This is a genomic window from Pectobacterium polaris (assembly GCF_002307355.1).
In the GTDB taxonomy this organism is placed as follows: Bacteria; Pseudomonadota; Gammaproteobacteria; order Enterobacterales; family Enterobacteriaceae; genus Pectobacterium; species Pectobacterium polare.
Genome location: NZ_CP017481.1, coordinates 428,246 through 454,816, shown reverse-complemented (window position 1 = coordinate 454,816; position 26,571 = coordinate 428,246). Strand labels below are relative to the sequence as shown.

Sequence of the window (26,571 nt, the reverse complement as noted above, 5' to 3'; positions counted from 1 at the left end):
CGCAGTAGCTGTCACAAAGCTACTGCTGGCAATCAGCACGGGCGTCGAGGAAACTCTGCGCCCGTGCATGCATGTTGAGGGGCAGGAAAAGAAATGGCGAAGCAAGATTATTACGAAAGCCTGGGCGTTGCTAAAAACGCGGATGAGCGCGAAATAAAGAAAGCGTACAAGCGTCTGGCGATGAAGTACCACCCGGACCGTAATCCTGGTGATAACGAGGCAGAAGCCAAGTTCAAAGAGATCAAAGAAGCCTACGAAATCCTTATCGATTCGCAAAAACGCGCAGCCTATGATCAGTACGGTCACGCGGCGTTTGAGCAAGGTGGTATGGGCGGAGGCGGCGGTGGCTTTGGCGGCGGCGGTGCCGATTTTGGTGATATTTTTGGCGACGTGTTCGGAGACATTTTTGGCGGCGGTCGCCGTCAGCGCGCGAGCCGTGGATCCGATTTACGCTACAACATGGAGTTGACGCTGGAAGAAGCGGTACGTGGCGTCACCAAAGAGATCCGTATTCCCGCACTCGAAGAGTGTGATGTGTGCCACGGCAACGGCGCGAAGCCGGGTAGCTCCCCGATCACCTGTCCGACCTGTCATGGTAATGGTCAGGTTCAGATGCGTCAGGGCTTCTTTACCGTGCAGCAGGCGTGTCCACACTGTCATGGTCGCGGCAAGATCATTAAAGATCCGTGCATTAAATGCCACGGTCATGGTCGCGTAGAGAAGAGCAAAACGCTGTCGGTGAAAATTCCGGCTGGCGTGGACACGGGCGACCGTATCCGTTTGTCTGGTGAAGGCGAAGCGGGCGAGCACGGCGCACCGTCAGGTGATTTGTACGTTCAGGTGCAGGTTAAAGCGCACCCGATCTTCCAGCGTGAAGAAAACAATCTGTACTGCGAAGTGCCGATCAATTTTGCGATGGCAGCATTAGGCGGTGAGATTGAAGTCCCGACGCTGGATGGCCGCGTGAAGCTGAAAGTGCCTGCGGAAACGCAAACCGGGAAACTGTTCCGTATGCGTGGCAAAGGCGTGAAATCGGTACGTGGCGGTGCGCAGGGCGATCTGCTGTGCCGTGTGGTTGTAGAAACGCCAGTTAACCTGAACGAGCGTCAAAGACAACTGCTGCAAGAGCTTGATGAGAGCTTTGGTGGCCCGTCTGGCGAGAGAAATAGCCCACGCTCGAAAAACTTTTTCGATGGCGTGAAGAAATTTTTCGATGATTTAACCCGTTAATGGTTTGTCGTTAACGCGTGATAAGAAACCGGTGGGGTAAACCTGCCGGTTTTTTTATGACGGACATCCTTGTACGCTACCTTGCGGCCGTTACTGCGCAACGTTGAAAAATTCTACCGACGTTTTTGATTCCTTCCTCTCTAGATACACTCTATTCCATAGATCGTTTTTTACGATGATTAAGCCAGTTTTAATCTACTTTTAACGAGTGGTTAGGTCACGTAATCTTGCCAGCAAGAAAGCGAGCGCACGGTACTGGCGTTCGTGCCTGATGGGAGATTAAGTCAATGATAACAATGATTCGTCGCTTTATTCGATTGGATGCCGCCGCTGGTGTGATGCTAATGATGGCAACGGTTTTGGCGATCGCGTTTGCCAACTGGTCTGTGACTGCCGCTGGCTATCAACAATTCCTGATGATGCCGGTGGAAATGCGGTTTGGCGCACTGGAAATCAATAAGAACCTGCTGCTGTGGATTAACGATGGCCTGATGGCGATTTTCTTCCTGCTGATTGGTCTGGAAGTGAAACGCGAGCTCGTCGAAGGCTCGTTAGCCAGCCGTCAACAGGCAATGCTGCCACTGGCGGCTGCGGTAGGCGGAATGGTTTTTCCTGCTTTGCTCTTTCTGCTTTTCAACGCCAATGATGAGGTGACGCGCGCTGGCTGGGCGATTCCCGCGGCGACAGATATCGCGTTCGCCATTGGTGTGCTGACGCTATTGGGCAAACGAGTTCCCGCTGGGCTGAAAGTCTTCCTGCTGGCGCTGGCGATCATTGACGATCTGGGGGCGATCCTGATCATTGCCCTGTTTTATACGCAGCAGATCTTCTGGCCTGCGCTGGGCGGTGCAGTGCTGGCGATTGCGGCGCTGGCCTATATGAACCGGCAGCAGGTTGGTAAAACCTCCGCCTATTTGCTGGTGGGGATCGTCTTGTGGGTCTGCATTCTAAAATGTGGCGTTCATGCGACGTTAGCTGGGGTGATTGTCGGATTCTTTATTCCTTTGCGCACGTCCAACGGCGAATCTTCTCCGGCAACCACGTTGGAACATGGCTTACAAGCGTGGGTCGCGTTTCTGATTATTCCGCTGTTTGCCTTCGCGAACGCAGGTATTGTGTTGCAGGGGATTGTGCTGGAAAAACTGTTTTCCCCTTTGAGCCTTGGTATCGCCGCCGGGTTGCTGATTGGTAAACCGCTGGGCATTACCTTATTCAGTTGGCTAACTATCCGACTGGGCTACGCGCGTCTGCCTGCTGGCGTCTGCTTTAGCCAGATCGTGGCGGTGTCAGTGCTGTGCGGTATCGGCTTTACCATGTCGATATTCATTACGCTACTGGCCTTCTCCGGCGGCGACGCGGAATTGATTACCTATGCCAAGCTGGGAATTCTGCTGGCATCGGGGCTGGCGGCGCTGCTTGGCTATCTGGCGCTACGCGGCGTGCTGCCTACGCTGGACAAGGCGATGCAACCGTGTAAGGGTTGATGCTATGCCGGAGGCGCGAAGAGGGGGCGGGTGTGTCTCATTTGAATTTTAATCATCTCTATTATTTCTGGCAGGTTTATAAGTCGGGATCCGTTGCCGGTGCAGCAGAGACGCTGTTCTTAACGCCGCAGACCATTACCGGGCAAATCAAATGCCTGGAAGAGCGTTTACAGGGCAAGCTTTTCAAGCGTAAGGGACGCGGGTTGGAACCGACGGAGCTGGGGCAGCTTGTTTTTCGCTATGCGGATAGCATGTTCCAGCTTAGCCAGGAAATGTTGGATATTGTGAACTACCGCAAAGAATCGAACCTGTTATTCGATGTCGGCGTGGCAGATGCGCTGTCCAAACGGCTGGTGAGCAGGGTGCTCGAAACGGTCGTAACGGAACAGGAACATATCCATTTACGCTGTTTTGAGTCGACGCACGAAATGCTGCTGGAGCAGTTGAGCCAGCATAAGCTGGATATGATTCTGTCGGATTGTCCGGTGGATTCGACGCAGCAGGAAGGGCTGTTTTCACTCAAGCTGGGCGAATGTGGTGTGAGCTTTTATTGTAAACGTCCGCAGCCTGATCAGCCTTTTCCCGCCTGCCTTGAACAACGTAAGCTGCTGATTCCCGGGCGGCGAACCATGCTGGGACGGAAACTGCTGAACTGGTTTACTGCGCAAAATATTCAGACGACTATTTTGGGCGAATTTGATGATGCGGCGCTGATGACCGCGTTCGGCATAAATAACGACGCGATTTTTGTTGCACCGTCGCTGTATGCCAATGAAATTTACCAGCAGGGCGATATCGTCGAGATCGGCAGGATTGAGAATATTCAGGACGAATATTATGCGATTTTTGCAGCCAGAATGATCCAGCACCCGGCGGTGCAGCGCGTCTGTAACGCGGATTTTTCAGCGCTCTTCTGTGACAGAGCAACGGGTCTGTAGTAAGACGATAGATAAGCATTTGTCATGAAATCACAGACGCAAAAAAACCGGCCTAGGCCGGTTTTTTCTTAGCAACAACACGCAGATGCGTGATTATTGCATGGCGTTGATGCGCGCAACCAGATTGGATTTATGACGTGCAGCTTTGTTCTTGTGGATCAGGCCTTTACCAGCCTGGCGATCCACGATCGGTTGCATGTCATTAAATGCTTTCTGTGCCGCTTCTTTATCGCCAGTAGCGATCGCCGCGTATACTTTCTTGATGAAAGTACGCATCATTGAGCGACGGCTTGCGTTATGCTTACGGCGCTTCTCAGATTGTACGGCGCGTTTCTTAGCTGATTTGATATTAGCCAAGGTCCAACTCCCAAATATATTCAATCGAGGACAATTCAAAGGCCGTGGAATATGCTCGTTTAGCCTTCGTTTGTCAATGGATTTGTGCAAATAAGCGTCGTTTGTACGTCGACACTTGTTACGTTGTGATGGCGCAGGATTTTAGCAGCTTCACGCGGTGGAATACAGCTTTTCGCATCATAAATTCATCCTGAATTTGATAAAGCCCTATCTGTCATCGGTAAAGTCGGATTGCATGTGCTGTCCGCCGTCTGGATATTCTGCGCATAGGCGTCATCCATCGATGATTCCGCTAAAAAACGCGCAAATACTGGCACGATTTACAAGGTGGCTGCAAAAGGCGCGAATCGCGGGTTAACCTTACTCGCTGTACAAGGTATAATCCGCCGATTTCCATAATATTAACCCTTTGTTCTGGGCCAGCCATGCAGCTAATTCGCGGTATACACAATCTTCGGGCACACCATTACGGCTGTGTGCTCACTATTGGTAATTTTGACGGCGTGCACCTCGGACACCAAATGCTGCTTGAACGACTGAAGCAGGAAGGTCGCGCTCGTGGGTTACCAGTGATGGTCATGATTTTTGAACCACAGCCGCTGGAACTCTTCGCTGCGGAAAAAGCGCCCGCCCGTCTGACGCGTCTGCGTGACAAGGTGAAATATCTGGCGCATGCCGGCGTGGACTATCTGCTGTGTGTCAGATTCGATGCGCATTTTGCCGCCAACAATGCCGAGACGTTCGTTTCTTCCCTGCTGGTGAAAAAATTGGGCGTGAAGTTTCTGGTGGTGGGGGATGACTTCCGCTTCGGGGCTGGTCGTCAGGGAGATTTCCTGTTATTACAGAAGGCTGGGCGTGAGTCGGGATTTGATGTCATCAGCACCGATTCGTTCTGTAACGGCGGCAAACGGGTTAGCAGCACTGCCGTACGTGAGGCGCTCAGTCGCGATGAGCTTGAGCTGGCAGAAAGCCTGTTGGGCCATCCTTACAGTATTTCCGGGCGCGTGGAACATGGCAAAGAATTGGGGCGAACCATTGGGTTCCCTACCGCCAACTTGCCGCTGAAACGTCAGGTTTCCCCTGTTAGCGGCGTCTATGCCGTCAGCGTTTATGGGTTGGGACAAGAACCGCTACCGGGCGTTGCCAATATTGGCACGCGTCCGACCGTAAACGGTGACAAACGCCAGCAGCTTGAAGTGCATTTGCTGGACGTGACGATGAACCTCTATGGTCGTCATATTGAAGTCGTACTGCGTAAAAAGATCCGTAATGAACAGCGTTTTGCTTCGCTCGATGCGTTAAAACAGCAAATCGCCGATGATGTGGTGACAGCCCGGACGTTCTTCGGGTTAAAGACACCGGTTTAATTTTTCTAGCCGAAACGAAATCGAGAATCTAATGAGTGACTATAAGACTACCCTGAACTTGCCGGAAACAGGGTTCCCGATGCGTGGCGATCTGGCCAAGCGCGAACCTGACATGCTGAAACGTTGGTATGAGCAGGATCTGTACGGGATTATTCGCAATGCGAAGAAGGGAAAGAAGACCTTCATTCTGCACGATGGCCCTCCGTACGCGAACGGCAACATTCACATTGGTCACTCAGTTAACAAGATTCTGAAAGATATTATCGTTAAATCGAAAGGCCTGTCTGGTTACGATTCCCCTTATGTGCCGGGCTGGGACTGCCACGGTCTGCCGATTGAACTGAAAGTAGAACAGTTGATCGGTAAGCCGGGTGAGAAAGTCAGCGCCGCAGAATTCCGCGCTGAGTGCCGTAAATATGCGGCAGAGCAGGTTGCGGGTCAGAAAGCCGACTTTATTCGTCTTGGCGTGCTGGGTGACTGGGATCGTCCTTACCTGACGATGGATTTCAAAACCGAAGCGAACATCATTCGTGCGCTGGGCCGCATCATTGAAAACGGTCACCTGCACAAGGGTGCCAAGCCGGTTCACTGGTGTGCTGACTGTGGTTCCGCGCTGGCGGAAGCGGAAGTCGAATATTACGACAAAACCTCCCCATCCATTGATGTCGCGTTTAACGCCAGCGATGTGGCCGCGGTAGTAGCCAAATTCGGCGTGAGTAGCGTAGACGGCCCTGTTTCGCTGGTGATCTGGACGACGACGCCGTGGACGCTGCCGGCAAACCGTGCGATTTCACTCAATGCAGAGTTCGATTATCAGCTGGTGCAGATTGACGGTCAGGTGCTGATTCTGGCAGCCGATCTGGTTGAAAGCGTGATGAAGCGCGCAGGCGTGACCCAGTGGATCGTTCTGGGCGACTGCAAAGGCGCGGATCTTGAGCTGCTGCGTTTCAAACATCCGTTCCTGGGCTTTGACGTTCCTGCCATTCTGGGTGAGCACGTGACGCTGGATGCGGGTACCGGTGCGGTGCATACCGCCGGTGGTCACGGTCCTGACGACTATGTGATCAGCCAGAAATACAATCTGGAAATCGCCAACCCGGTGGGGCCGAACGGCTGCTACCTGAGCGGCACCTATCCTGAACTGGATGGCAAATTCGTTTTCAAAGCCAACGACCTGATCGTTGAAATCCTGCGTGAAAAAGGCATGTTGCTGCACGTAGAGAAATTGCAGCACAGCTACCCGTGCTGCTGGCGTCATAAGTCGCCGATCATTTTCCGTGCGACGCCACAATGGTTTGTCAGCATGGATCAGAAAGGCCTGCGTAAGCAGTCGCTGTCTGAAATTAAAGGCGTGCAGTGGATCCCGGATTGGGGTCAGGCGCGTATCGAAGCGATGGTCGCCAACCGTCCTGACTGGTGTATCTCCCGTCAGCGTACCTGGGGCGTGCCAATGTCGCTGTTCGTCCACAAAGAGACGGAAGAACTGCATCCGCGTACCGCAGAGCTGATCGAAGCGGTAGCGAAACGTGTTGAAGCTGATGGTATTCAGGCATGGTGGGATCTCGATCCGGCCGACGTGCTGGGCGCAGACGCTGACAACTACGTCAAAGTGCCAGACACGCTGGACGTATGGTTCGATTCTGGATCGACGCACGCGTCCGTAGTCGATGTTCGCCCTGAATTTGGCGGCCATGAAGCGGATATGTATTTGGAAGGTTCTGACCAGCATCGCGGCTGGTTCATGTCTTCTCTGATGATCTCTACGGCGATCAAAGGCAAAGCACCTTACCGTCAGGTACTGACTCACGGTTTCACCGTTGATGGTCAGGGTCGCAAGATGTCCAAGTCGATCGGGAATACCGTCAGCCCGCAGGATGTGATGAACAAACTCGGTGCCGACATTCTGCGCCTGTGGATCGGTTCAACGGATTACTCCGGTGAAATCGCCGTATCCGATGAGATCCTGAAGCGTTCTGCCGATGCCTACCGCCGTATTCGTAACACCGCACGTTTCCTGCTGGCGAACCTGAACGGGTTCGATCCACAGAAAGATAGTGTGAAACCAGAAGACATGGTTGTGCTGGATCGCTGGGCGGTTAGCTGTGCGAAAGCGGCGCAGGATGAGATCCTTGAAGCGTATGAAAGCTATGATTTCCACCGTGTCGTACAGCGTCTGATGCAGTTCTGCTCGATCGAGATGGGATCGTTCTATCTGGATATCATTAAAGATCGTCAGTACACGGCAAAAAGCGACAGCGTGGCACGCCGTAGCTGCCAGACCGCGCTATACCATATCTCGGAAGCGCTGGTGCGTTGGATGGCACCGATTATGTCCTTCACCGCGGATGAGATCTGGAACTACCTGCCGGGCGAGCGTGCGCAGTACGTCTTTACCGAAGAGTGGTATGACGGTCTGTTCGCGCTGGATAGCGCCGAAACCATGAACGATGCGTTCTGGACGGATGTCCTGAAAGTGCGTAGCGAAGTGAACAAAGTCATCGAGCAGGCGCGTAATGACAAGCGTATCGGTGGATCGCTGGAAGCCTCCGTTACGCTGTACGCCGATGCCAATCTGGCGGGCAAGCTGAGCCAGCTGCGTCAGGAACTGCACTTTGCGCTGTTGACGTCAAAAGCGCTGGTGGAACGTTATGAAAATGCGCCGGATAACGCGCAGGCAACGGAACTCACCGGACTGAAAATTGCCTTAAGTGAGGCAGAAGGGCACAAGTGTCCACGCTGCTGGCATTACGAAACGGATATCGGTAGCAATGCCGAGCATCCTGAAGTGTGTGGTCGCTGTGCGACTAACGTGGGCGGCAACGGCGAAGAGCGTAAATTTGTCTGATGAATAAGATCTGTTCGAGTGGACTGCGCTGGCTCTGGCTGGCGATACTGGTTTTAATTGTCGATCTTGGTAGCAAACAGTGGATCCTTGCCCACTTTGCGCTGGGCGATACGGTACCAGTGATGCCTTCTCTGAATCTGCATTACGCCCGTAACTACGGCGCAGCATTCAGCTTCCTGGCGGATAAAGGCGGTTGGCAACGCTGGTTCTTTGCTGGCATCGCGATTGCTATCGTGGTTGCACTGCTGGTGATGATGTACCGTGGCAGCGTCAAACAGCGGCTCAATAACATTGCGTATTCGCTGATTATCGGCGGCGCACTGGGCAATCTGTTTGACCGGACATGGCACGGATTTGTTGTCGATTTCATCGACTTCTATGTCGGTGACTGGCACTTCGCTACCTTTAACCTTGCCGATACCGCTATCTGTATTGGTGCGGCGCTCATCGTACTGGAAGGGTTTTTCAGTACGCATGATGATACTGATACCGTTAAGCAAAAGGGTCACTGATGTCCGAGAGTGTTCAGCATAACAGCGCGCTGCTGGTGCATTTTATTCTGACGCTAGAGGATGGCTCTGCGGCTGAATCTACGCGTGAACGCGGCAAGCCAGCGCTGTTTCGCCTTGGCGACGGCAGCCTGTCTGACGCGTTGGAACAACATCTGTTGGGATTGAAGCGTGGCGATAAACGCAAGTTTACGCTGCCTCCGGAGTCGGCCTTTGGGCCGACCAATCCGAACCTGATTCAGTTCTTCTTGCGTCGTGATTTCGCCCAGACCGGTGTGCCGGATGTTGGCACCATCATGCTGTTTAGCGGCGTTGCCGGAAATGATATGCCGGGGATTATCCGCGATGTGACCGAAGAGTCGGTCACCGTGGATTTCAACCACCCGCTATCCGGTCAGGCGATTACCTTCGATCTTGAAGTGCTGGATATCGATCCCGTACAACAGGAGGTGACTCATGCAGATCCTGCTGGCTAATCCGCGCGGCTTTTGTGCCGGTGTCGATCGGGCTATCAGCATTGTGGAACGTGCGCTGGAGCTTTTTGGTACGCCGATCTACGTCCGTCATGAAGTGGTACATAACCGCTATGTGGTCAACGGATTACGCGAACGTGGCGCGATTTTTATTGAGCAGATTGAAGACGTGCCGGATGGTGCGATTCTGATTTTCTCTGCACATGGCGTTTCGCAAGCGGTACGTAATGAAGCCAAAAACCGCGATCTGACGGTATTCGATGCCACCTGTCCGCTGGTGACCAAGGTACATATGGAAGTGGCCAGAGCCAGTAAGAAAGGCGTAGAAGCGATTCTTATCGGGCATGCCGGGCACCCTGAAGTTGAAGGAACGATGGGGCAGTACAGCAGTGCGGACGGTGGCATGTATCTGGTAGAGTCCCCTGAGGATGTCTGGCAGCTACAGGTAAAAGACGAAAGCAACCTGTGCTTTATGACACAAACCACGCTTTCTGTTGATGATACCTATGCGGTGATTGATGCCTTGCGTGAGCGTTTCCCACAGATTGTCGGCCCGCGTAAAGATGACATCTGCTATGCCACGACCAATCGTCAGGAAGCCGTTCGCCACTTGTCGGATAAGGCGGATGTCGTTTTTGTCGTAGGCTCTAAAAACTCCTCAAACTCCAATCGCCTTGCTGAATTGGCACAGCGCGCGGGGAAAGCGGCTTATCTGATTGATTCATCCGAAGATATCCAGGAATCATGGCTAGCGGGCGCTTCACATGTTGGGGTAACCGCAGGCGCATCGGCACCGGATATTCTGGTACAACAGGTGATTCAGCGCCTGAAAGAATTAGGCGGCAAGGTGGCAATTGAAATGCAGGGACGTGAAGAAAACATCGTCTTTGAAGTGCCGAAAGAGCTGCGTGTTGACGTCAAACAGGTAGATTAATGCTGTTTCTGCGGTAGGGCTTTGGCCTTACCGCAGTTATCCCCTTCCGTTTTCTCACCCTATATTCACTCATGAAAATGTTAATGCATAAAAATGAATTTTTATGCGTTATGCCATGTGCTTTAATTTTGACCACTTCTGCTTATCTTCAAATACCTTACGGTTTTTCATCGCTCTGATGCGTCATTTTGCTGTCTGTGGTTAGACAGTTTTGCTGATTTTCTGCGGCTTCAAACAGTATTTTCTAATCTAGCGGTAAATCCGCTGGCGATAGTGTGCAGCGCCCGTTAACCTGATGTTATTTTTATGTCGTCAGGATCAAAAAGAGAGAGACATTATGAAGGATTCATCCATCCGTATTGCGGTTGTAGGTGCAGGCGGCCGTATGGGACGCCAGCTGATTCAGGCTATCGAGCAAATGGACGGCGTGGTATTGGGCGCGGCGCTGGAGCGTTCTGGTTCGTCTCTGATAGGAAGCGATGCCGGTGAACTTGCTGGGCTGGGTAAAAGCGGTATTACCGTGAATGAAAGCCTGGATGCCGTGCAGAATGATTTCGATATTTTGATCGACTTCACCCGCCCAGAAGGCACCTTAGCGCATCTGGCGTTTTGCCGTCAGCACCGTAAAGGCATGATTATTGGCACAACTGGCTTTGATGATGCAGGGAAAGCGGCGATTAAGCAGGCTGCGCAGGATATCGGGATTGTGTTTGCGGCGAACTTCAGCGTTGGCGTTAATGTCATGCTGAAGCTGCTGGAAAAAGCGGCCAAGGTCATGGGCGACTATACTGATATCGAAATTATTGAAGCACACCACCGCCACAAAGTGGATGCGCCATCGGGCACCGCGCTGGCGATGGGCGAAGCGATCGCCGATGCGCTGGGACGCGATCTGAAGTCCTGTGCCGTGTACGCGCGTGAAGGTTATACGGGTGAACGCGATCCGAAAAGCATTGGTTTTGCTACCGTGCGAGCAGGCGATATTGTCGGTGAACATACGGCGATGTTTGCTGACATTGGCGAGCGCGTTGAGATTACCCACAAGGCATCGAGCCGTATGACGTTTGCCAATGGTGCAGTAAGAGCCGCTGTCTGGATTAATTCGAAAGAAAGTGGCCTTTTTGATATGAGAGATGTGCTTTCTTTGGATGATTTATAGTATTTAATTGTTTGTAATAAAATTATATCTAGCTGATAAAGGTGGTTATTTTTAAGATCACCTTTATTTTTACCTGTTACGTGTAAATTTTATCTTGTTGTTTCTTTTTATCTGTTTTTAATTCGATTTTTTAGCGGTAATTCTTCCTTGTTACTCCCGAAATACCCTTTGCTGGCGATTTGTTATCCTTATTTTAACGATATTGTATCGCAACCGTTTACTTATCTAAGTTGATAGGGGTTTTTACGTCAGTGGGCCACTATTTATTTCGTAAAGCATAAAAATAAGAGAAAAAAAGCGGTTTGGGTAGACAATCGGGAAGACCATCATTAAAATGCGCCCAATTTGCCAAAAATTGGCCTTACAGGTAGTTTTTGCATTGATTTAGTGACTCAAATCTGAATTAATATGCAAATAACGTGATTGTTTATTCCTTGGAGGGTGTTTTGATTAAGTCAGCGCTATTGGTTCTGGAAGACGGAACCCAATTCCACGGTCGGGCCATTGGGGCAGAAGGGTCGGCAGTGGGGGAAGTGGTCTTCAATACGTCGATGACCGGTTATCAAGAAATCCTTACTGATCCTTCCTATTCCCGCCAGATTGTCACTCTCACTTATCCCCATATCGGTAATGTCGGCGCCAATGCCAACGATGAAGAATCTCCCTCTGTACAGGCTCAAGGTCTAGTGATTCGCGATTTACCTCTGATTGCCAGCAACTACCGTAGTGAAGAAAGTCTGTCTGAATACCTCAAACGCAACAACATCGTCGCCATTGCTGATATCGATACTCGTAAACTGACCCGTCTGCTGCGTGAAAAAGGCGCACAGAATGGCTGCATTATTGCGGGTGATGCGCCGGATGCCGCCGTCGCGCTGGAGAAAGCGAAAGCCTTCCCAGGGCTGAAGGGCATGGATCTGGCAAAAGAAGTGACGACGCCAGAAAGCTACAGCTGGTTACAGGGAAGCTGGACGCTGGAAGGCGAATTGCCTGCGGCGAAAAACGAAAGCGAACTGCCTTACCATGTTGTGGCTTATGACTACGGTGTGAAACGCAACATTCTGCGTATGCTGGTGGATCGCGGTTGCCGCTTGACGGTCGTTCCCGCGCAGACACCTGCTGAGGACGTACTGAAGCTGAATCCAGACGGTATTTTCCTCTCTAACGGCCCGGGCGACCCGGAACCGTGCGACTACGCGATTCGCGCGATCAAAACCTTCCTGGAAACGGATATTCCGGTATTCGGTATCTGTCTGGGTCACCAGCTGCTAGCACTGGCAAGCGGTGCGAAGACCATCAAAATGAAGCTGGGTCACCACGGCGGCAACCATCCGGTCAAAGATTTGGATAACAACTGTGTGATGATTACCGCGCAGAACCACGGCTTTGCGGTTGATGAAAATAACCTGCCTGCCACGCTGCGCGTCACGCATAAATCCCTGTTTGATCATACGGTTCAGGGGATTCACCGCACGGATAAGCCCGCGTTCAGCTTCCAGGGTCACCCAGAAGCGAGCCCAGGCCCGCACGATGCCGCGCCGCTGTTCGACCACTTTATTGACTTGATTCAGACTTACCGTTCTTCAGCTAAATAATCAGGAGCGAGAAAATGCCAAAACGTACAGATATTAAAAGCATCCTGATTCTGGGCGCAGGCCCGATTGTTATCGGCCAGGCGTGTGAGTTTGACTACTCGGGTGCACAGGCGTGTAAAGCGCTGCGTGAAGAGGGTTACCGCGTTATTCTGGTGAACTCCAACCCGGCAACTATCATGACCGACCCGGAAATGGCCGATGCGACCTACATCGAGCCGATTCACTGGGAAGTAGTGCGCAAAATCATTGAAAAAGAGCGCCCAGATGCAGTGCTGCCAACGATGGGCGGCCAGACTGCGCTGAACTGTGCGCTGGAACTGGAACGTCAGGGCGTGCTGGCCGAATTCGGCGTTACCATGATTGGTGCAACGGCGGATGCGATTGATAAAGCAGAAGATCGCCGCCGCTTCGACGTGGCAATGAAGAAGATCGGTTTGGATACCGCGCGTTCCGGTATTGCACACAATATGGAAGAAGCGCTGGCGGTTGCGGCTGACGTCGGCTTCCCGTGCATCATTCGTCCTTCCTTTACGATGGGCGGCACCGGTGGCGGTATTGCTTACAACCGTGAAGAGTTCGAAGAGATCTGCGAACGCGGTCTGGATCTTTCCCCAACCAAAGAGCTGTTGATCGATGAATCGCTGATCGGTTGGAAAGAGTATGAGATGGAAGTGGTGCGTGATAAGAACGACAACTGCATCATCGTCTGCTCAATCGAGAACTTCGATGCCATGGGGATCCACACCGGAGACTCCATCACCGTTGCACCGGCACAAACGCTGACCGACAAAGAATATCAAATCATGCGTAACGCCTCGATGGCGGTATTGCGTGAAATTGGTGTAGAAACGGGCGGTTCTAACGTTCAGTTCTCGGTAAACCCGAAAACTGGCCGCCTGATTGTTATCGAAATGAACCCGCGTGTATCACGTTCTTCCGCGTTGGCGTCTAAAGCAACGGGCTTCCCGATTGCAAAAATCGCGGCCAAGTTGGCAGTGGGTTACACGCTCGATGAGCTGATGAACGACATCACTGGCGGTCGTACGCCAGCGTCCTTCGAACCTGCTATCGACTACGTTGTGACTAAGATTCCACGTTTCAACTTCGAAAAATTCGCTGGTGCTAACGACCGTCTGACCACGCAGATGAAATCTGTGGGTGAAGTGATGGCGATTGGTCGTACGCAGCAGGAATCCTTGCAGAAAGCGCTGCGTGGCCTGGAAGTGGGCGCGACTGGCTTCGATCCGAAAGTGGATCTGGACGATCCAGAAGCGCTGACCAAAATCCGCCGCGAGCTGAAAGATGCCGGTGCCGAGCGTATCTGGTACATCGCCGATGCCTTCCGTGCGGGGATGTCTGTCGATGGCGTGTTTAACCTGACCAACGTTGACCGCTGGTTCCTGGTGCAGATTGAAGAGCTGGTGCGTCTGGAAGAGCAGGTCGCTGAAAAAGGTGTTACCGCGCTGGATGCCGATTTCCTGCGGGCATTGAAGCGTAAAGGCTTTGCCGATGCGCGTCTGGCGACGCTGGCTGGCGTGGCGGAAAGCGAAATTCGCAAGCTGCGCGATAAGTTCGACCTGCATCCGGTCTATAAGCGTGTCGATACCTGTGCGGCAGAATTTTCGACCGATACAGCTTACATGTACTCCACGTACGAAGAAGAGTGTGAAGCCAATCCAACTCAGGATCGTGACAAAATCATGGTACTGGGCGGTGGGCCGAACCGTATTGGTCAAGGGATCGAATTTGACTACTGCTGCGTCCACGCTTCACTGGCGCTGCGTGAAGATGGTTATGAAACCATCATGGTCAACTGCAACCCGGAAACCGTTTCAACAGACTACGATACGTCTGACCGTCTGTACTTCGAACCAGTAACGTTTGAAGACGTGCTGGAAATCGTCCGCATCGAGAAGCCAAAAGGCGTGATTGTGCAGTACGGTGGCCAGACGCCATTGAAACTGGCGCGTGCGCTGGAAGCTGCGGGTGTGCCAGTTATCGGCACCAGCCCGGATGCGATTGACCGTGCAGAAGACCGCGAACGTTTCCAACAGGCTGTTAATCGTCTGGGGCTGAAGCAACCGGCTAACGCCACGGTCGCGACCATTGAGCAAGCGGTAGAAAAAGCGCGTGGCATTGGTTACCCGCTGGTTGTCCGTCCTTCTTATGTTCTGGGCGGCCGCGCGATGGAAATCGTGTACGACGAAATCGACCTGCGTCGCTACTTCCAAAACGCGGTTAGCGTATCCAACGATGCGCCGGTGCTGTTAGACCGCTTCCTTGACGATGCCATCGAAGTCGACGTTGATGCGATTTGTGACGGCGAGCGCGTGCTGATTGGCGGCATTATGGAACACATCGAGCAGGCGGGCGTTCACTCCGGTGACTCGGCTTGTTCACTGCCGGCTTATACGCTGAGCAAAGAGATTCAGGACGTGATGCGTCAGCAGGTTGAAAAACTGGCGTTTGAACTCTGCGTTCGCGGCCTGATGAACGTGCAGTTCGCGGTGAAGGATAATGAAGTTTATCTGATTGAAGTGAACCCACGTGCGGCGCGTACCGTACCGTTTGTCTCGAAAGCGACGGGTGTTCCGTTGGCGAAAGTCGCGGCACGCGTGATGGCAGGCAAAACGCTGGCTGAACAGGGCGTCACGAAAGAAATTATCCCGCCGTATTACTCGGTAAAAGAAGTGGTGCTGCCGTTCAACAAATTCCCTGGCGTTGACCCGATTCTGGGGCCAGAAATGCGTTCAACCGGTGAAGTCATGGGTGTAGGCCGCACGTTTGCTGAAGCGTTTGCTAAAGCGATGCTGGGCAGCAGTTCGCACATGAAGAAAACCGGACGTGCGCTGTTGTCGGTACGTGAAGGCGACAAAGCTCGCGTGGTGGATCTGGCGGCCAAGCTGCTGAAGTACGGCTTTGAGCTGGATGCCACGCACGGCACGGCGATTGAGCTGGGCGAAGCCGGTATTAATCCGCGTCTGGTGAACAAGGTGCATGAAGGCCGTCCGCACATTCAGGACCGCATCAAGAACGGCGAGTACACCTACATCGTCAACACCACCGCAGGGCGTCAGGCGATTGAAGACTCCAAGCTGATTCGCCGCAGCGCACTGCAATATAAGGTGCACTACGACACGACGCTGAACGGCGGTTTCGCCACGGCCATGTCGTTGACGGCAGATCCGACGGAGAAAGTGACTTCCGTGCAGGAAATGCATGCGATGATTAAAGGCTGATTGACCGACTTCGGTCGGCGGTAAGCGGATAATGAAAGCCAGCGTTGGTAACAGCGCTGGCTTTTTTGTATTTTTTATTTCGTCTGAAATTCTCTTTTCGACCACTCGTCTTTCAGACTGATATTGAAGGGACTTTCCACGCCTCAAGCCAAGGTAAGATTATGTCCAGAACGCAGCGTTTACTCGAGCTTTTACAGATATTGCGCCACCACCGTTTTCCCGTCACGGGGGCCTATCTTGCGGAAAAATTAGGCGTGAGCCAGAGAACTCTCTACCGCGATATTGCCACGCTACAATTGCAGGGAGCGCATATTGAGGGAGAGGCAGGGTTAGGATATGTCCTGCGCCCGGGATTCATGCTACCCCCACTGATGTTTTCAGAAGAGGAAATCGAAGCATTGGTATTGGGTTCGCGCTGGGTCGTCAGAAGAACGGATGAGCGTTTGGGGCGCGCGGCCCGTAATGCATTGATGAAGATTGCGGCGGTATTACCACCGGAATTACGCAACGCGCTCGATTCTTCAGGGTTATTAGTGGGTAAGGCAGAATTTGTTACCCCAATGGTTATCGAGCTATCAGTTTTACGCCACGCAATTCGTACCGAGCGTCGTACCGAGATCGTTTACTGTGACCTTCAGGGTAATGAGTCTCACCGCATTATCTGGCCGTTTGCATTAGGTTTTTTCGATCAAGCGTATGTGATTGCCGCCTGGTGTGAGCTTCGCCAGCAGTTCCGTCATTTCAGGGCTGACCATATCCGTGGCATGACGGTTTTGGAGCAGCGTTATCCTCGTCGCCGCCAGCAGTTATTAAAAGAATGGCATGAAAAAGAGGACATACCTCAGCAGTGATGGCTACTGACAAAAATTGTCAACGGTGCGTACTACGATGCATTCAGGCAAGCAGAAGGCTTCTGCTTATTACTCCACCTGATACAGGGAATCTCTGATGAACGCACCGAATCTTATTATTTTATACGTGGAAAATGCTGTTGCTAGTGAGCGTTTTTATCGTGAGCTGTTTGATCTTCAGCCAATTGAAAAGTCGGAAAACTATGCCATGTTTGCCTTTGATTCCGGTTTCTTATTGGGATTGTGGTCTAAACATGAGGTTAAGCCTACGGCTGAGCTGGCTGGTGGTGGTAGTGAATTAGCCATTCGTGTCGAGAATGAGGCGGAATTAGAGGCGGTTTATGAAAGTTGGAAGAAACGGGGTATTGCTCTTATTCAGGAAATAACCCAAATGGATTTCGGTTTGACGTTTGTGGCGCTCGATCCCGATCAACATCGCATACGTGTGTATTTTGCCAGCAACTAATCGCGTCTCTGGATAAAATGAGAACCCCTTTCCGGTAAAAATCGGAGAGGGGTTTTTACATTGAATTTTCCTGTTATCGGCGAACAAGCACACCTCAAGTATCACCCCAGTGCGACTTTGATGCCCAGTGCGATCAACACCGTGCCGAGCAGCTTATCCACCAGTTTCTGTGCTTTAGTCAGGCCGCGTCGTACCGGTTCACTTTGGAAAAGCATGACCAGCAGCGGCCACCAGACAACGGATAACAGCCAGATAATCATGGCGTACCACAGTTTTTCAGCGATGCCGGAGTGAATATTCAGGACCTGTGTGAACATCGCCAGAAAGAACAGCGTCGCTTTCGGATTCAGCAGATTGCAGAGGTAACCTTGCAGGAACGCTTTTTTCAGGCTGATGCTTTGCTGCCCCTGACTTGAGACATCCATCTTGCTTCCGCCGCGCGCAAATAACGCCTGAATACCGATCCAGATCAGATAGGCGGCACCCGCATATTTCAGTACATTAAACAGCCACGGTGTCGTGGTGATGACGACGGCCAGACCCGCGACGCAGTACGCCATGTGGGTCGCCACGCCGCAGATTACGCCAAACGCGGTCATCAGTGCGGTAACGCGTGGGTAGCGTGTGGCGTTCTTGATGACGAGGAAAAAGTCGGGGCCGGGAGAAAGCATCCCCAGCGTGGCGATAGTGGCGACAAACAGCGATGTTTCTAACATGGTCATCCCAGAGAGTGAAATAGTAAGAACGTTTGAAATGATAGCGCCAGAATAATGAATTCGCATCACACTTATTGGTTATTCGGCGGTGATATGTTAACAATTATCCTTTGGTTTTTTGTGGTTAATTTCAGGGGCAGGTTGAGATAACAACATGGTCAGTGAACGTGAGAACCGTGAATCATTCAGTAGCGAAAAACAATCTAGTGACGCAAAACGGATGGGCGAAGCGCCACAGCAGCGGGAAATAACCCGACTGTGTATCCAGTGTGCGCTGCTGCTGTTACAGCATGGCGCAGAGAGTATGGTAGTAGAACAGCTGTCGTCACGGCTGGGTATGGCGCTCGGCGCTGATAGCGTTGAGAGCTCCATCTCAGCAAATTCGATTGTGCTGACCACTATCATGCAGGGGCATTGCCTGACGTCGACGCGGAAGAATGTGGACCGTGGCATTAATATGCACGTCGTCATTGAGGTTCAGCATGCGGTCATCATGGCCGAGCATAAACTGCTGGATGTGGCAGGGGTGGAAAAACGTCTGGGAAATATCAAGCCGCTGCGCTATCCGCGCTGGCTGATGGTGTCCGTTGTCGCGCTTTCCTGCGGCTGCTTCAGTCGCTTGAACGGTGGTGGGTGGGATGCGTTCATCGTCACGCTGATTGCCAGCGGTCTGGCGATGTATGTCCGGCAGGTCTTTACGGCGCGACACCTGAATCCGTTGATTAACTTCTGTATTACGGCGTTTGTTGCGACGTCGGCATCCGGATTGTTGATGCGTTTACCCGCTTTTTCTCAAACCTCGACGGTAGCGATGGCGGCGAGCGTGCTGCTGCTGGTTCCCGGTTTTCCGTTGATTAACGCCGTGGCGGATATGTTTAAAGGTCACGTGAATACCGGTCTGGCACGCTGGACGGTCGCGAGTTTACTGACGCTGGCGACCTGTATCGGGGTCGTGATGGCGATGTCGCTGTGGGGGTTACGCGGATGGGCTTAAGTTTACTGTGGGCACTCTTGCAGGATATGGTGCTGGCGGCGGTTCCTGCGTTGGGGTTTGCGATGGTCTTCAACGTGCCGCTGAAAGTGCTGCCTTACTGTGCGCTGCTGGGCGGTGTCGGGCATGGCGTACGGTTTCTGGCGATACATTTCGGCATGAATATCGAGTGGGCGTCGTTTCTGGCGGCAATCCTAATTGGCATCATCGGTATTCGCTGGTCACGCTGGCTGCTGGCACATCCGAAAGTCTTTACCGTAGCGGCGGTGATCCCGATGTTTCCCGGCATTTCTGCCTATACGGCGATGATTTCGGTGGTGGAAATTTCGCATCTTGGCTACAGCGAAGCGCTGATGAACGTCATGATGACCAATTTCCTGAAGGCCAGTTTTATCGTCGGTGCGCTCTCTATCGGCCTGTCTTTACCGGGGATCTGGCTCTACCGTAAACGGCCGGGAGTATAAAACGCTTATATTACGTTTCGGTCTTGTATCTATATCGACGAGCGAAAGGGCTTTCCGTATAGTGTCAGCAATTTTCTGACCTACAGGGTTTTTTCACCATGGTTATTAGTTTGATTGCTGCACTGGCAGTGGATCGCGTGATTGGTATGGAAAACGCGATGCCGTGGCATTTGCCAGCCGATCTGGCATGGTTTAAGCGTAATACGCTTAATAAGCCGATTATTATGGGGCGTAATACTTTCCGTTCTATCGGTCAGCCGCTGCCCGGCCGACTGAACATTGTCGTCAGCAATCATCCCGGTGATGACGATCGTGTGACCTGGGTCTCTTCGCTGGACGCTGCGCTGGCGGCGGCGGGCGACGTCGAGGAAGTGATGGTGATTGGCGGCGGCAGTATCTATCAACAAATGCTGCTGCAGGCTAACCGCCTCTATCTGACGCACATTGATGCTGAAGTGGAAGGCGACACGCATTTCCCTGACTATGAGCCGGACGAATGGCAGTCTGTTTTCAGCGAGTTCCATGATGCTGACGAGCGCAACTCACACAGTTACTGCTTCGAAATTCTGGAACGTCGCTAAGCGTCTTTCCTGCGATAACATTCTGTCGATGAATAGCTAAACCCGCCTTTGCGGGTTTTTTCGTTTCTGACCTGATGTTTTACTTCCCCGCCTGACAGCTATCCCAAATAGCTTTTCTCAGCCAGCGATGTGCAGGGTCGCTCTCGCGTCGCGTATGCCATACCTGCTGGAATGCAAAGTTGGGTATCACGAACGGCGGCGGAAAAATGTGTAAGTCTGGCGTAGTGATGTGGGCCATGCTGCGCCGTGCAGCGGTCAAAATCAGGTCAGTACCGGCAATGAGATTGATGGCGGCATGCCAGTGGGGCAGCGTCAGCACGACGTTGCGCGATAGGCCGCTTGCAGCAAGCGCGCTGTCCACTTCATTGGCTGAATCGGGATGCATCGTGACCAGAACATGTGGCCGTTCCAGCCATGCTTCAAACGACAGCGTACCGTTTTCCGGCAGCGTGGTGCGGTCGGCCAAACAGGCGAACTGTTCTTCAAAGAGAAGCTCGGCGTGTATTTCAGGCGGGTGTTCAGGGAACACGCCAAGGCCGAAGTCGATTTCCCCATCGATCAGCTGTGCCAGCATCATTTCACGGCCAGCATGGCTGACAGCCAGCGAAATACCGGGTGCCTGCACGCGTAGATGCCGCATGAGCGTTGGCAAGACTGCGTTTGTTCCGTAATCAGACAGTGCCAGACGGAAATGTCGCGTGCTATGGCGCGGATCGAATTGCGGTGTCTGGATAAGCCCGTTCAACTGATCAAGCGCCTGTTCCAGCGGGCCGAGTAGCGCCTGAGCGCGGGTCGTCAGCGTCAGACCGACTTCACGCCGAACTAACAGCGGATCGTTAAAAATCTGGCGAAGCTGTGATAATGAATGGCTGACGGCAGGCTGACTACGGTGCAGGCGCAGCGCTGCCCGCGTGACGTGTTTTTCCGTCAACAGTGCATGAAGCGTTAGCAGCAGATTCATATCGATGCGACGTAAATCATCCATTCTATGAATGCCTTCCGTATGAATTACGAATTTCCATCAGTTTAATGGATGAGTGAGTATTGGAACATCCCAATTGTGTTGTGAACTTTATATTGTGAATCAGGGGGCTCCATGTCGTTATTCTCTTCTTTTTCTCTCTCATTATTGCTGCCGCTGGGTATTGCGGTATTTGCCGGGAGCATTGTGCCTTTTCAGGCCGCCAGTAATGCGATGCTGGGGCGCTCGTTAGGCCATCCGCTTTGGGCAACACTGGTGTCCCTGCTGGTTAGCATCTGTGTGCTGCTGCCGATTCTGTTTTCTGCTCGGGTGCCGACGCCAGCACTTGGCAATGTCTTGCAGGGGCCGTGGTGGATCTGGCTGGGCGGAGTGGCGGGCGTGGCTTATATCACCGCCGCATTATTGCTGACGCCAAAGCTCGGGGCGTCAGGTTTTATCGTCTGTGTGATTGTCGGTCAGGTTGTGGCATCGCTGATGATCGATCATTTTGGTTTGATGGGGCTGGCAGTGAAGCCTGCTACGCTGGGGCGAATCGCGGGTGTCGCGTTAATCATTATGGGGATGCTGGTGGTGCAATATTCTGCGGCTTCTCAACCACTGACCAAACCCGCCGTTGAAACCCATAAACAACCATAGTGAGGGGCTAACTCTCCATTTCCTACGAAAAGGGTCACATTTCCGTCATCTGTCATCGTTAGTATCAAAACGGGTAACGGCTTTCGTCGTTAAATCGAAATGCCGTTGAGTCGCAGTGTTTGATAGGTAGGAGACAGTACGCATGACGAATAGAAACAGTAATCTGAATACTGACCGTCTGAGCGATCCACGCCGCCGTGAATTACCATCAGGCGACGTAGAAGCCGTTGGTTTAGCCGGGTTTCTTGGCGGTGGCATCTGGTCGATTCCCACCGAGGAGTTGGTCGTGCCGCCATCCCAAAAGGCTCAGTCTGGGACGGCTTTCCCTTTTCTATGAAACCAGCACGGCTGGCGATAGCGTCAACGCTTTCTCGCCTTTACTCACCCGATAAGGGCGCGATCTCGCCAGAGAGTTCGGTGTTTGATGAGAGTGATGGTTGCGTGAAATAGCGCTTATCGTCCCAACGCAGCATCGTCAGTTCTCCCCCCAACAGCACCCGGTATCCAGTGCGTAAATGTTTTCCGGTGTGCCTTTCCCTTCCAGTGATGCCCAATGGCCGAAGGCGATAGCGTATTCCCCGGCAACCTGGCTCGGCAGCTCAAACCACGGTTTTAGCAGAGAGGGGGCCTGACTTGGCGGCTCTTTGCAGAGCATATCCAATTGTCCGCCGGAGAAGCAGTAGCGCATACGGGTAAAGACGTTGGTGCTAAAGCGTAGACGAGCCAGACCGCTGAGCTCTGGGCTCCAATGGTTCGGCATATCGCCATACATGGCATCGAGGAAAAGCGGGTAGCTGTCGCTGCTCAGGATCGACTCGACTTCGCGTGCGCACATCAGCGCCGTCGGCAGATCCCACTGCGGCGTGATGCCCGCGTGCGCCATCACCAGCTTCAATTCTTCATCAACCTGTAGAATCGGCTGGCGGCGTAGCCAGTTGATAAGCTCGTCGGCGTCCGGTGCGGTGAAGAGCTCGTTGAGCCGATCTTTCGGCTTATTACGGCTGATACCGGCATAAACGGCTAGCAGGTGCAGATCGTGATTGCCAAGCACCATACGGACAGAGGAACCGAGGGAACGAACAAAGCGCAGAACCTGAAGCGAATCCGGTCCGCGAGCGACTAAATCGCCAGTTAACCAAAGCGTATCTTGCTCTGGATTAAAGGAAACTTGCGCCAATAGCGCATTCAGTTCAACGTAACAGCCGTGAACATCGCCAACTAAATAGGTAGACATAATTAATGTATCAGTGAAGGGATAGCCAGACGGAAAACGGGGATTGGAACCTGAAACGCTTTACCTTGATGGTCAACCATATGGTAGTGGCCTTCCATCGTGCCAAGAGGCGTTTCTATGACGGCACCGCTGGTATATTGGAATTCGCCGCCGGGCTGGATAATCGGCTGTTCGCCGACTACGCCTTCACCCTGAACTTCAGTCTGGCGACCGTTACCGTTGGTGATCTGCCAATAACGCCCCAAAAGCTGGACTTCATGACGCCCCAGATTGCGGATCGTAATCGTGTAAGCAAACACGAAACGTTCTTCATCAGGCTCCGACTGTGATTCCACGTAGAAGCTCTGAACCTGTAAACAAACACGGGGCGCATTAATCATGATGAACTCCAGTTATTCCTGTTTTGCAGGATGCTCGCTCAGCCAGTTCGCCAATCGGCAATATTGCTCAACGGTTACATTCTCTGCGCGACTGGTGACATTGATCCCCAGCTCGGTGAGGATTTCTGGGGTGAACAAGTTGCCCAGACTGTTACGCAATGTCTTACGGCGCTGGTTAAACGCTTCCGTCGTGATGCGGCTCAATACGCGGATATCCTTGACTGGATAGGGGATCTCGGCATGAGGAACAAGTCGCACTACGGCAGAATCAACTTTAGGCGCGGGCTTGAATGCTTCCGGTGGCACTTCAAGCACCGGGATTATCTGGCAATAATATTGTGCCATGACGCTCAAACGCCCAAAGGCTTTACTGTTCGGACCCGCCACTAAACGGTTAACCACTTCTTTCTGCAACATAAAGTGCATGTCACGGATAGATTGAGTATAGGTGAACAAGTGGAACATCAGCGGTGTGGAAATATTATACGGCAGGTTGCCGAAAACACGCAGCGGTTGCCCAGCCTGTTCAGCGAGCGCGGCGAAATCGATCGTCATGGCATCTTGCTGAATAATGGTCAGCTTATCTTTCAGCGTCGGGTGTTTTTCCAACCGTGCTGCCAGATCCCTATCCAGTTCAATAACGGTAAAACGATCCATCCGATCGCCAACGGGCGCGGTCAACGCGCCGAGGCCGGGACCGATCTCGACGACCGCTTGACCTGGCTGAGGATGAATCGCCGAAACGATGCTATCGATCACGAAGTGATCGTTTAAAAAGTTTTGCCCAAAACGTTTACGGGCGAAGTGACCTTGGTGTACGCGATTATTCATTACTGTGTTTTATCATTTTAATGGCAAGATTTAATGCCGTGATGAAGCTGCCGGGGTCGGCGCTGCCGGTTGCGGCCAGCTCTAGCGCTGTACCGTGATCGACCGACGTACGAATAAAAGGTAACCCCAACGTGATATTAACGGCGCGCCCGAAGCCCTGATATTTCAGAACCGGGAGCCCTTGATCGTGGTACATCGCTAAAACGGCGTCAGCGTGTTGCAGATACTTAGGCTGGAAAAGCGTATCGGCAGGTAACGGCCCAACCAGAGTGATGCCCTGCTGCCGTAGTTCATCCAGCGCGGGGTTAATCACATCCAGCTCTTCACGGCCCATATGGCCGCCTTCACCGGCATGAGGATTTAGCCCACACACATAGATTTGCGGTTGAGCGATACCGAATTTTGTCTGCAAGTCATGATGCAAAATCGTGATGACTTCGTGCAGGCTCTGGCGGGTAATCGCCGCAGAAACGGCTGCAAGCGGCAGATGCGTGGTCGCTAAGGCGACGCGCAGTTCTTCCGTTGCCAGCATCATGACGACACGTTCACAGTGACTGCGATCGGCGAAAAACTCAGTGTGCCCGCTGAATGGGACACCAGCATCGTTGATAATGCCTTTATGTACCGGGCCGGTAATCAGCGCGGCGAATTCGCCGTTCAGACAGCCATCACACGCACGCGCCAGTGTCTCAACGACATAAGCGCTGTTAGCGACAGTCAAGTCACCTGGAATGATGGTTGCCGGTGCGGCGATCGGCAGAATGGTCAGGCTACCTGCCTGCTGTGGCTGTGCGGGCTGACCGGGTTGATAGTCACGCAGCGTCAGCGGCATCGACAACTGCAATGCGCGACTGAATAACAGGTCAGGATCCGCACAGATCACTAGCTCTACAGGCCAGGCCTGCTGAGCCAGAGCAATCACCAGATCGGGGCCAATCCCGGCGGGTTCGCCGGGGGTGATCACAACGCGTGGCGTATTGCTCTCAGTCTGCATTAGTTACTGGCACCATTAATCACTTTGACATAGGCCGCTGCACGCTGTTCCTGCATCCAGGTTTGCGCTTCTTCAGCGAATTTACGATTAAAGATCATACGGTATGCTTGCTCTTTTTGCGCCGCGTCGGTTTTATCAACCTGACGGGTATCCAGCAGCTGAATCAGGTGCCAGCCAAAAGAGGAATGAACAGGTTGACTGATTTCGCCTTTCTTCAGTTTCAACAACGCATCGCGGAAGGCTGGATCGTACATATCTGGAGAAGCCCAGCCAAGGTCGCCGCCCTGATTCGCTGAACCTGGGTCCTGAGAGAGCAGTTTGGCTTGCGAAGCGAAATCGGTGCTGCCGTTTTTGATCTGCTGTGCCACTTCGGCCAGCTTGGCTTGCGCCTGACTGTCTGTCATGACGACAGACGGTTTGATCAGAATATGGCGAGCATGCGTTTCAGTTACCGATACGCTTTTGTTACCGCCGCGAATATCGTTCACTTTCAGAATGTGGAAACCTACACCAGAACGGATCGGGCCAACAACCTGACCTTTCTGCGCCTGTGTTAAGCGTTCGGCAAACAGCGTTGGGATCTCCTGCAGCTTGCCCCAGCCCATTTGGCCGCCTTTCAGCGCCTGAGAATCAGATGAGTAAGTGATGGCCAGCTTACCAAAATCTGCGCCTTCACTGATTTGCTTCACCAGCGACGTTGCCAGATTTTCCGCTTCATCAACCTGCTGCTGAGTCGGGTTTTCCGGTAATGGGATCAGAATGTGACTCAGGTTCAGCTCATCGTTTTCACCGGTCTGGGTGGCGATTTGCTTAGCCAGCGTATCGACTTCCTGAGGCAGTACGGTAATGCGACGACGGACTTCGTTGTTACGCACTTCCGAAATCAGCATCTCTTTACGAATCTGGTTACGGTAGGTGTTGTAGTTAAGACCTTCATAAGCCAATTGGCTTTTTAGCTGGTCCAGAGACATCCGGTTCTGAGCGGCAATATTGGTAATCGCCTGATTCAACTGCTCATCCGTCACTTGGATACCCATCTTCTGCGCCATTTGCAGGATGATGTTATCCATGATCAGGCGATCGGTAATCTGATGACGCAGCGTGGCATCATCCGGCAACTGCTGCCCGGCCTGCTGGGCATTCAGTTTTACCGACTGCAAAAGACTGTTTACATCACTTTCCAACACGACGCTGTTGTCGACCACTGCTGCGACTTTATCAACCACCTGTGGTGCTGCGAACGCGGTAGAGGCACTCAGTGCCAATCCGAGAATAAGCGTTCTCCAGTTCTTCATACCTTTCCCATTATTTCATC

At 52.6% G+C, this 26,571-nt stretch carries 25 protein-coding genes and 1 pseudogene; 18 read left to right on the top strand and 8 right to left on the bottom strand.

What is annotated here, in order from left to right; translation table 11 throughout:
- Positions 1-93 precede the first annotated feature (93 nt).
- The 3 genes from dnaJ (at position 94) to nhaR (ending at position 3,652) form a co-directional block, all read left to right on the top strand.
- Positions 94-1,230, top strand: a complete 1,137-nt coding sequence (dnaJ, locus tag BJJ97_RS02025) for a molecular chaperone DnaJ (RefSeq protein WP_095700661.1) — start codon at positions 94-96, stop codon at positions 1,228-1,230.
- 287 nt (positions 1,231-1,517) lie between these two features.
- Positions 1,518-2,714 carry a Na+/H+ antiporter NhaA gene (gene nhaA / locus BJJ97_RS02020; protein WP_095992930.1) on the top strand — a complete coding sequence of 399 codons (1,197 nt, stop codon included), beginning with the start codon at positions 1,518-1,520 and terminating at the stop codon, positions 2,712-2,714.
- Positions 2,715-2,746: 32 nt separating this feature from the next.
- The gene (gene nhaR, locus BJJ97_RS02015; protein WP_095992929.1) at positions 2,747-3,652 is read left to right on the top strand and encodes a transcriptional activator NhaR; all 906 of its coding nucleotides are present in this window, start codon (positions 2,747-2,749) and stop codon (positions 3,650-3,652) included.
- Positions 3,653-3,745: 93 nt separating this feature from the next.
- Here nhaR and rpsT read toward each other — a convergent pair whose 3' ends face one another.
- The gene (gene rpsT, locus BJJ97_RS02010; RefSeq protein ID WP_010681770.1) at positions 3,746-4,009 is read right to left on the bottom strand and encodes a 30S ribosomal protein S20; all 264 of its coding nucleotides are present in this window, start codon (positions 4,007-4,009) and stop codon (positions 3,746-3,748) included.
- Positions 4,010-4,434: 425 nt separating this feature from the next.
- On the opposite strand from rpsT, the gene ribF reads away from it, so the two are divergent.
- From ribF to BJJ97_RS01955, 10 genes are all read left to right on the top strand, one after another.
- On the top strand, positions 4,435-5,376 hold the full coding sequence (gene ribF, locus BJJ97_RS02000; protein WP_095992928.1) for a bifunctional riboflavin kinase/FAD synthetase: 942 nt from the start codon (positions 4,435-4,437) through the stop codon (positions 5,374-5,376).
- A 31-nt stretch (positions 5,377-5,407) separates the two neighbouring features.
- The gene (gene ileS / locus BJJ97_RS01995) at positions 5,408-8,221 is read left to right on the top strand and encodes an isoleucine--tRNA ligase (RefSeq protein ID WP_095992927.1); all 2,814 of its coding nucleotides are present in this window, start codon (positions 5,408-5,410) and stop codon (positions 8,219-8,221) included.
- A complete protein-coding gene (lspA, locus tag BJJ97_RS01990) occupies positions 8,218-8,733 on the top strand; it encodes a signal peptidase II (RefSeq protein WP_094371036.1) in 516 nt (171 codons plus the stop codon). Before ileS ends, lspA begins: the two co-directional genes overlap by 4 nt.
- A complete protein-coding gene (fkpB, locus tag BJJ97_RS01985) occupies positions 8,733-9,206 on the top strand; it encodes an FKBP-type peptidyl-prolyl cis-trans isomerase (RefSeq protein WP_039487132.1) in 474 nt (157 codons plus the stop codon). Before lspA ends, fkpB begins: the two co-directional genes overlap by 1 nt.
- Positions 9,187-10,137 carry a 4-hydroxy-3-methylbut-2-enyl diphosphate reductase gene (gene ispH / locus BJJ97_RS01980; RefSeq protein ID WP_095700656.1) on the top strand — a complete coding sequence of 317 codons (951 nt, stop codon included), beginning with the start codon at positions 9,187-9,189 and terminating at the stop codon, positions 10,135-10,137. Before fkpB ends, ispH begins: the two co-directional genes overlap by 20 nt.
- Positions 10,138-10,474: 337 nt before the next feature.
- A complete protein-coding gene (gene dapB / locus BJJ97_RS01975) occupies positions 10,475-11,296 on the top strand; it encodes a 4-hydroxy-tetrahydrodipicolinate reductase (protein WP_095992926.1) in 822 nt (273 codons plus the stop codon).
- 446 nt (positions 11,297-11,742) lie between these two features.
- On the top strand, positions 11,743-12,891 hold the full coding sequence (carA, locus tag BJJ97_RS01970) for a glutamine-hydrolyzing carbamoyl-phosphate synthase small subunit (protein WP_095700654.1): 1,149 nt from the start codon (positions 11,743-11,745) through the stop codon (positions 12,889-12,891).
- 14 nt (positions 12,892-12,905) lie between these two features.
- Entirely contained in the window at positions 12,906-16,130 is a 3,225-nt protein-coding gene (gene carB, locus BJJ97_RS01965) for a carbamoyl-phosphate synthase large subunit (RefSeq protein ID WP_039487125.1), read from the top strand.
- Positions 16,131-16,291: 161 nt separating this feature from the next.
- The gene (locus BJJ97_RS01960; RefSeq protein WP_095700653.1) at positions 16,292-16,981 is read left to right on the top strand and encodes a helix-turn-helix transcriptional regulator; all 690 of its coding nucleotides are present in this window, start codon (positions 16,292-16,294) and stop codon (positions 16,979-16,981) included.
- 97 nt (positions 16,982-17,078) lie between these two features.
- Positions 17,079-17,447, top strand: a complete 369-nt coding sequence (locus tag BJJ97_RS01955; RefSeq protein WP_095992925.1) for a VOC family protein — start codon at positions 17,079-17,081, stop codon at positions 17,445-17,447.
- Positions 17,448-17,548: 101 nt separating this feature from the next.
- Here BJJ97_RS01955 and BJJ97_RS01950 read toward each other — a convergent pair whose 3' ends face one another.
- Positions 17,549-18,163 (bottom strand): LysE family transporter, encoded by a 615-nt coding sequence (locus tag BJJ97_RS01950; RefSeq protein ID WP_095992924.1) that lies wholly within the window; start codon positions 18,161-18,163, stop codon positions 17,549-17,551.
- 220 nt (positions 18,164-18,383) lie between these two features.
- On the opposite strand from BJJ97_RS01950, the gene BJJ97_RS01945 reads away from it, so the two are divergent.
- The 3 genes from BJJ97_RS01945 (at position 18,384) to folA (ending at position 20,199) form a co-directional block, all read left to right on the top strand.
- A complete protein-coding gene (locus tag BJJ97_RS01945) occupies positions 18,384-19,157 on the top strand; it encodes a threonine/serine exporter family protein (RefSeq protein WP_095995308.1) in 774 nt (257 codons plus the stop codon).
- Complete coding sequence (locus BJJ97_RS01940) at positions 19,148-19,618, top strand: threonine/serine exporter (protein ID WP_039483391.1); 471 nt, start codon at positions 19,148-19,150, stop codon at positions 19,616-19,618. Before BJJ97_RS01945 ends, BJJ97_RS01940 begins: the two co-directional genes overlap by 10 nt.
- Before the next feature lie 98 nt (positions 19,619-19,716).
- Positions 19,717-20,199 carry a type 3 dihydrofolate reductase gene (gene folA, locus BJJ97_RS01935; RefSeq protein WP_095992923.1) on the top strand — a complete coding sequence of 161 codons (483 nt, stop codon included), beginning with the start codon at positions 19,717-19,719 and terminating at the stop codon, positions 20,197-20,199.
- 79 nt (positions 20,200-20,278) lie between these two features.
- On the opposite strand, the gene BJJ97_RS01930 is transcribed toward folA, so the two are convergent.
- Positions 20,279-21,184 carry a LysR family transcriptional regulator gene (locus tag BJJ97_RS01930; RefSeq protein WP_095992922.1) on the bottom strand — a complete coding sequence of 302 codons (906 nt, stop codon included), beginning with the start codon at positions 21,182-21,184 and terminating at the stop codon, positions 20,279-20,281.
- A 111-nt stretch (positions 21,185-21,295) separates the two neighbouring features.
- Here BJJ97_RS01930 and BJJ97_RS01925 point away from each other — a divergent pair, with 111 nt between their 5' ends.
- A complete protein-coding gene (locus BJJ97_RS01925; RefSeq protein WP_095992921.1) occupies positions 21,296-21,817 on the top strand; it encodes a DMT family transporter in 522 nt (173 codons plus the stop codon).
- A 142-nt stretch (positions 21,818-21,959) separates the two neighbouring features.
- Positions 21,960-22,154 (top strand): hypothetical protein, encoded by a 195-nt coding sequence (locus BJJ97_RS01920; protein ID WP_072012364.1) that lies wholly within the window; start codon positions 21,960-21,962, stop codon positions 22,152-22,154.
- Positions 22,155-22,194: 40 nt separating this feature from the next.
- Here BJJ97_RS01920 and apaH read toward each other — a convergent pair.
- The 5 genes and pseudogenes from apaH to surA all read right to left on the bottom strand — a co-directional run bounded on the left by apaH (position 22,195) and on the right by surA (position 26,551).
- Positions 22,195-23,051: pseudogene (gene apaH, locus BJJ97_RS01915) on the bottom strand (bis(5'-nucleosyl)-tetraphosphatase (symmetrical) ApaH).
- Between the two features lie 2 nt (positions 23,052-23,053).
- Complete coding sequence (gene apaG, locus BJJ97_RS01910; protein WP_039483402.1) at positions 23,054-23,431, bottom strand: Co2+/Mg2+ efflux protein ApaG; 378 nt, start codon at positions 23,429-23,431, stop codon at positions 23,054-23,056.
- Between the two features lie 12 nt (positions 23,432-23,443).
- On the bottom strand, positions 23,444-24,262 hold the full coding sequence (rsmA, locus tag BJJ97_RS01905; RefSeq protein WP_039483405.1) for a 16S rRNA (adenine(1518)-N(6)/adenine(1519)-N(6))-dimethyltransferase RsmA: 819 nt from the start codon (positions 24,260-24,262) through the stop codon (positions 23,444-23,446).
- A complete protein-coding gene (pdxA, locus tag BJJ97_RS01900; RefSeq protein WP_095992920.1) occupies positions 24,255-25,256 on the bottom strand; it encodes a 4-hydroxythreonine-4-phosphate dehydrogenase PdxA in 1,002 nt (333 codons plus the stop codon). Before pdxA ends, rsmA begins: the two co-directional genes overlap by 8 nt.
- Entirely contained in the window at positions 25,256-26,551 is a 1,296-nt protein-coding gene (surA, locus tag BJJ97_RS01895; protein ID WP_039541454.1) for a peptidylprolyl isomerase SurA, read from the bottom strand. The genes pdxA and surA overlap by 1 nt, the downstream gene beginning before the upstream one ends.
- Positions 26,552-26,571: the final 20 nt, after the last annotated feature.

Bases quoted from the DNA above. Each gene is read 5' to 3' on its own strand.
- BJJ97_RS01955 (WP_095992925.1), top strand. From the start codon at position 17,079: ATGAACGCACCGAATCTTATTATTTTATACGTGGAAAATGCTGTTGCT.
- folA (WP_095992923.1), top strand. From the start codon at position 19,717: ATGGTTATTAGTTTGATTGCTGCACTGGCAGTGGATCGCGTGATTGGT.
- ispH (WP_095700656.1), top strand. From the start codon at position 9,187: ATGCAGATCCTGCTGGCTAATCCGCGCGGCTTTTGTGCCGGTGTCGAT.
- BJJ97_RS01930 (WP_095992922.1), bottom strand. From the start codon at position 21,184: ATGGATGATTTACGTCGCATCGATATGAATCTGCTGCTAACGCTTCAT.
- nhaA (WP_095992930.1), top strand. From the start codon at position 1,518: ATGATAACAATGATTCGTCGCTTTATTCGATTGGATGCCGCCGCTGGT.
- BJJ97_RS01920 (WP_072012364.1), top strand. From the start codon at position 21,960: ATGACGAATAGAAACAGTAATCTGAATACTGACCGTCTGAGCGATCCA.
- ileS (WP_095992927.1), top strand. From the start codon at position 5,408: ATGAGTGACTATAAGACTACCCTGAACTTGCCGGAAACAGGGTTCCCG.
- pdxA (WP_095992920.1), bottom strand. From the start codon at position 25,256: ATGCAGACTGAGAGCAATACGCCACGCGTTGTGATCACCCCCGGCGAA.
- BJJ97_RS01940 (WP_039483391.1), top strand. From the start codon at position 19,148: ATGGGCTTAAGTTTACTGTGGGCACTCTTGCAGGATATGGTGCTGGCG.
- dapB (WP_095992926.1), top strand. From the start codon at position 10,475: ATGAAGGATTCATCCATCCGTATTGCGGTTGTAGGTGCAGGCGGCCGT.
- fkpB (WP_039487132.1), top strand. From the start codon at position 8,733: ATGTCCGAGAGTGTTCAGCATAACAGCGCGCTGCTGGTGCATTTTATT.
- BJJ97_RS01925 (WP_095992921.1), top strand. From the start codon at position 21,296: ATGTCGTTATTCTCTTCTTTTTCTCTCTCATTATTGCTGCCGCTGGGT.
- BJJ97_RS01960 (WP_095700653.1), top strand. From the start codon at position 16,292: ATGTCCAGAACGCAGCGTTTACTCGAGCTTTTACAGATATTGCGCCAC.
- surA (WP_039541454.1), bottom strand. From the start codon at position 26,551: ATGAAGAACTGGAGAACGCTTATTCTCGGATTGGCACTGAGTGCCTCT.
- dnaJ (WP_095700661.1), top strand. From the start codon at position 94: ATGGCGAAGCAAGATTATTACGAAAGCCTGGGCGTTGCTAAAAACGCG.
- apaG (WP_039483402.1), bottom strand. From the start codon at position 23,431: ATGATTAATGCGCCCCGTGTTTGTTTACAGGTTCAGAGCTTCTACGTG.
- carB (WP_039487125.1), top strand. From the start codon at position 12,906: ATGCCAAAACGTACAGATATTAAAAGCATCCTGATTCTGGGCGCAGGC.
- rsmA (WP_039483405.1), bottom strand. From the start codon at position 24,262: ATGAATAATCGCGTACACCAAGGTCACTTCGCCCGTAAACGTTTTGGG.
- BJJ97_RS01950 (WP_095992924.1), bottom strand. From the start codon at position 18,163: ATGTTAGAAACATCGCTGTTTGTCGCCACTATCGCCACGCTGGGGATG.
- ribF (WP_095992928.1), top strand. From the start codon at position 4,435: ATGCAGCTAATTCGCGGTATACACAATCTTCGGGCACACCATTACGGC.
- BJJ97_RS01945 (WP_095995308.1), top strand. From the start codon at position 18,384: ATGGGCGAAGCGCCACAGCAGCGGGAAATAACCCGACTGTGTATCCAG.